General features: G+C 74.9%; 3 protein-coding genes. All 3 read right to left on the bottom strand.

Going from position 1 to position 3,130, the window contains the following annotated elements:
- Positions 1 to 1,365, bottom strand: a 1,365-nt coding sequence (locus CNO22_RS26435; protein ID WP_100502209.1) for a hypothetical protein, incomplete at its 3' end; no start/stop codon positions are given.
- Positions 1,362 to 2,126, bottom strand: a complete 765-nt coding sequence (locus CNO22_RS26430) for an alpha/beta fold hydrolase (RefSeq protein WP_100502208.1) — start codon at positions 2,124 to 2,126, stop codon at positions 1,362 to 1,364. The genes CNO22_RS26435 and CNO22_RS26430, both read right to left, overlap by 4 nt.
- A partial coding sequence (locus CNO22_RS26425) for an SDR family oxidoreductase (protein ID WP_232807374.1) occupies positions 2,114 to 3,130 on the bottom strand: 1,017 nt, incomplete at its 5' end. The genes CNO22_RS26430 and CNO22_RS26425, both read right to left, overlap by 13 nt.

The following is a 3,130-nucleotide window of genomic DNA, read 5'->3' as shown; positions in this document are numbered from 1 at the left end:
GGTGCTCTGGAGGAAGCGGTTGATCTCGGTCACGTCCAGCGGCGCGGGCAGCGGGTGCCGTGCGGGTAGTGCGGCGAAGGCGGGCTGGTAGCGCATGGTGCTGCCGGTGTCGAGGGGGTAGGCGTCCTCGTCGACGCCGATGACCTCGCCGCGGACGCGGGCGGCCGAGGCGGCGAGTTCGCGCCAGTGGTGCACCGGGACGACGCCGGGTGACCACAGTCCCTGGGAGAACAGGTTCACGTAGATCTCGTCGTAGGCGTCGGCGTGGTTCAGGTAGCGGGTCAGGTCTTCGAAGGAGGGCTGCATGTTGAACCGGAGCCAGAACGGCACCGCGCCGAGTCGCTGGGCCCACAACGGGTCCCACTGGACGTAGGACTGCGCGAGCAGTCGCTGCGTCGGCAGGCCGCGGCGGCGGTACCACCAGCGGTGCAGCTCGGCGACGAAGTCGCTGAGGTCCTGGGGTTCCTCGACCACCAGGCGGCGCAGCCGGTAGCCGCACCGGGCGGCGACCCGCTCGAGGTCCGGGCGCAGGGCCGGGTCGAAGCCCCACTCGGCCTCCGGCCGCCGGCCGTCGGGTTCGGGGGGATCCCACCGGCGCCGGGGTGAGCGCTCCCGGGCGAGGTAGTCGGCGATGCGGGCGCCACTGTCGTGGTACTCCTCCTCCGACACCCCGCCCAGGCAGCCGAACTGGAAGTACGCCCGCTCGCCGACCTGGCGGGTGCGCCAGGTGCGGGCGCACTCGACCAGGAGGATGGTGCCGCCGGGGGCGAGGCGCTCCTCCAGGAACCGCTCCCAGGTCCGACCCAGGATGCGGCGTTTGAGCCGCAGGTAGGCCATCCCCTCGAGCATCGGCCGGTCCTGGGCGGGATCGTGCATGTGGTGGACGGCGACCTCCGGGTTGCGTGCCGCGATCAGCCGGGTGGTCGGGGCGAGCGCCTGCATCGCGGCGCGCGGATCGTCCGGATGGGTGCCGAGCTCGCGGACCGCGACCAGCGTCGTCTGCGGCAGGTACGGCGCACGCAGCGCCGCGGCCAGGTGGACGGCGGCGCCGCTGGGCGAGCCGATCATGACGACGGGGTAGGGCCCGCCGGGGTACTGGGCGGTGACCCAGTCGGCGATGTCGTCGGCGCTGATCCGCCGGGCCTGGTCCAGCGGGATGCCCTGCAGCGCGCCCATCGCCGAGAAGCCGCCGCGGCGCACGCCGGTGGGCAGGGAGGACGCCAGGGCGGCCAGTGCCCGGGAGCCGGGGCCCACGGACATGCCGCGGTGGTCCTTGCCGCGTAGGTACCGGCCCACGGCGCGGGCGGCGTTGACCCCGGAGTCGAAGTCGACCAGGTAGCGGGCCGCGCGCAGCCGGGCGCTCATGCCGGCTCCCCGGCCAGCAGCGGCCGCACGATCTGCGCGAGCCGTTCGGGTGCGGACCAGTTGACGGTGTGCCCGACGCCGGGAACCTCTTCGAGCCGGCCGCGGGGCAGGTGCCGGGTCACCTCCTCGGCCCACGCCCGGGGCACGACCGGATCGCGGCCGCCGCGCACGACGACGGTGGGCACCGGCACGTGCGGCAGCTTGCGCTCGATCGGGTCGGTGAGCACGTAGCCGAACGTCTCGACATACCGCCGCGCGCCGCAGGCGATCCAGGCCGGCACGAGGGCGAGACCCAGGGTGGGGCGCTCCCACGGCGAGTTGGCGACCAGCCGCGCGACCTGCTGCGGCAGCGTGCGGGCGCGGCGGTCGACGGTCGGGCCGACCAGCACCAGGGGGCCGAGGAGTTCCGGGGAGTGCACGGCCATGTCCACGGCCACCTGGCACCCCGTCGAGTTCGCGACGAGCACGGCGCCGCCGCGGGCGGTGGCCCGCAGCCAGTCGGCCAGCGCTCGGGACTGCCCGCGCACGTCCAGCGCGCGGACCGGCCCGCGGGTCCGGCCGAACCCGGGCAGGTCCGGCGCGACCACCCGGGCGTCGCGGCGCAGCGCGCGGGCCAGCGGCAGGAAGTAGCGGTGCGAGCAACCCAGCCCGTGCACGCACACCACGGTCGGGGCGTCGGCCGGGCCGAGCAGCGCGGCGTGGACACGGGTTCCGGCGGCCGCCGTGAACTCGTGGGTGTCCCAGCGGGTCAGCGGCCCCATCGGCGGGCCGCCACCAGGCCGCCGGTGAGCAGGGCGGCGGTCGACGCGGCGCGGCGCAGCGCGGTCCGGCGCCGGCCGTGCCATCCCCCGGACACCGAGCCGGTTCCCGGCGCGGGCGCGAACAGGTTGCCGGAGGTGGCCGGCGCGGGCTTGGTGCGGTACAGGTGCATCTTGTCCACCTGCAGCGCCATCATCCGCTCGGCGAGCCCCGGCGCGAACTTGGACTGCATCAGCAGGTTGCGGGCCATCGGCCCGACCAGCACCTCGCGGCGGGGCACCCGGATGAGGTCGACGATGGTGCGCGCCACCCGTTCGGCCGAGTACACCGGCGGCATCGCTTTGGCCTTGCGGCCGGTGTAGTTGGCGGTGTGGTCGAAGAACGGCGTGTCGACCGTCGGCGGCATCACCGTGCAGACCTTGACGCCCTTCGCGCCGTCCAGCCGCAGCTCCTGCCGCAGGCTGGCGCTGAGCACCCGGACCGCGGCCTTCGCCATCGAGTAGGCGTGGGTGTAGGGCTGGGGCACGACGGCGACCACCGAGGAGACGTTGATCAGCACGCCCTTGCCCTGGTCCCGCAGGTACGGCAGAGCGGCGCGGGCGCCGTGCACGTACCCCATCACGTCCACGTCGAGGATCCGGCGGAACTGCTCCAACGGGATCTCCAGGAACGGCGCGAACGCGGTCACCGCGGCGCAGTTGACCCAGACGTCGATCCGCCCGAACCGCTCCACCGCCCGCCGGGCGAGCGCCTGCACCGCGTCGGCGTCGGTGACGTCGGTCGGCACGGCGAGTGCCTGACCGCCGGCGGCCTCGCACTCCTTCGCCACCTCCGCCAGCGCGTCGGCACGCCGAGCCGCCAGCACCACGGCGGCCCCGGCCGAGGCGCAGGCCAGCGCGGTGGCGCGACCGATGCCACTGGACGCACCCGTGACCACGACGACCGAGTCCTTCACCCGCATACCGGGGCAGTTCCCGACCTGGGGACGGCGAAACGCCCGCCCAGC

The sequence above is a fragment of the Geodermatophilus chilensis genome (genome assembly GCF_002802985.1).
Classification (GTDB): domain Bacteria; phylum Actinomycetota; class Actinomycetes; order Mycobacteriales; family Geodermatophilaceae; genus Geodermatophilus; species Geodermatophilus chilensis.
Note: the sequence above shows the minus strand (reverse complement) of the source record. Positions and strands in the feature narration are given on the sequence as shown.

What these genes read in the sequence shown, in the direction of transcription:
- CNO22_RS26430 (WP_100502208.1), bottom strand. Translation starts at nt 2,126, where the DNA reads ATGGGGCCGCTGACCCGCTGGGACACCCACGAGTTCACGGCGGCCGCC.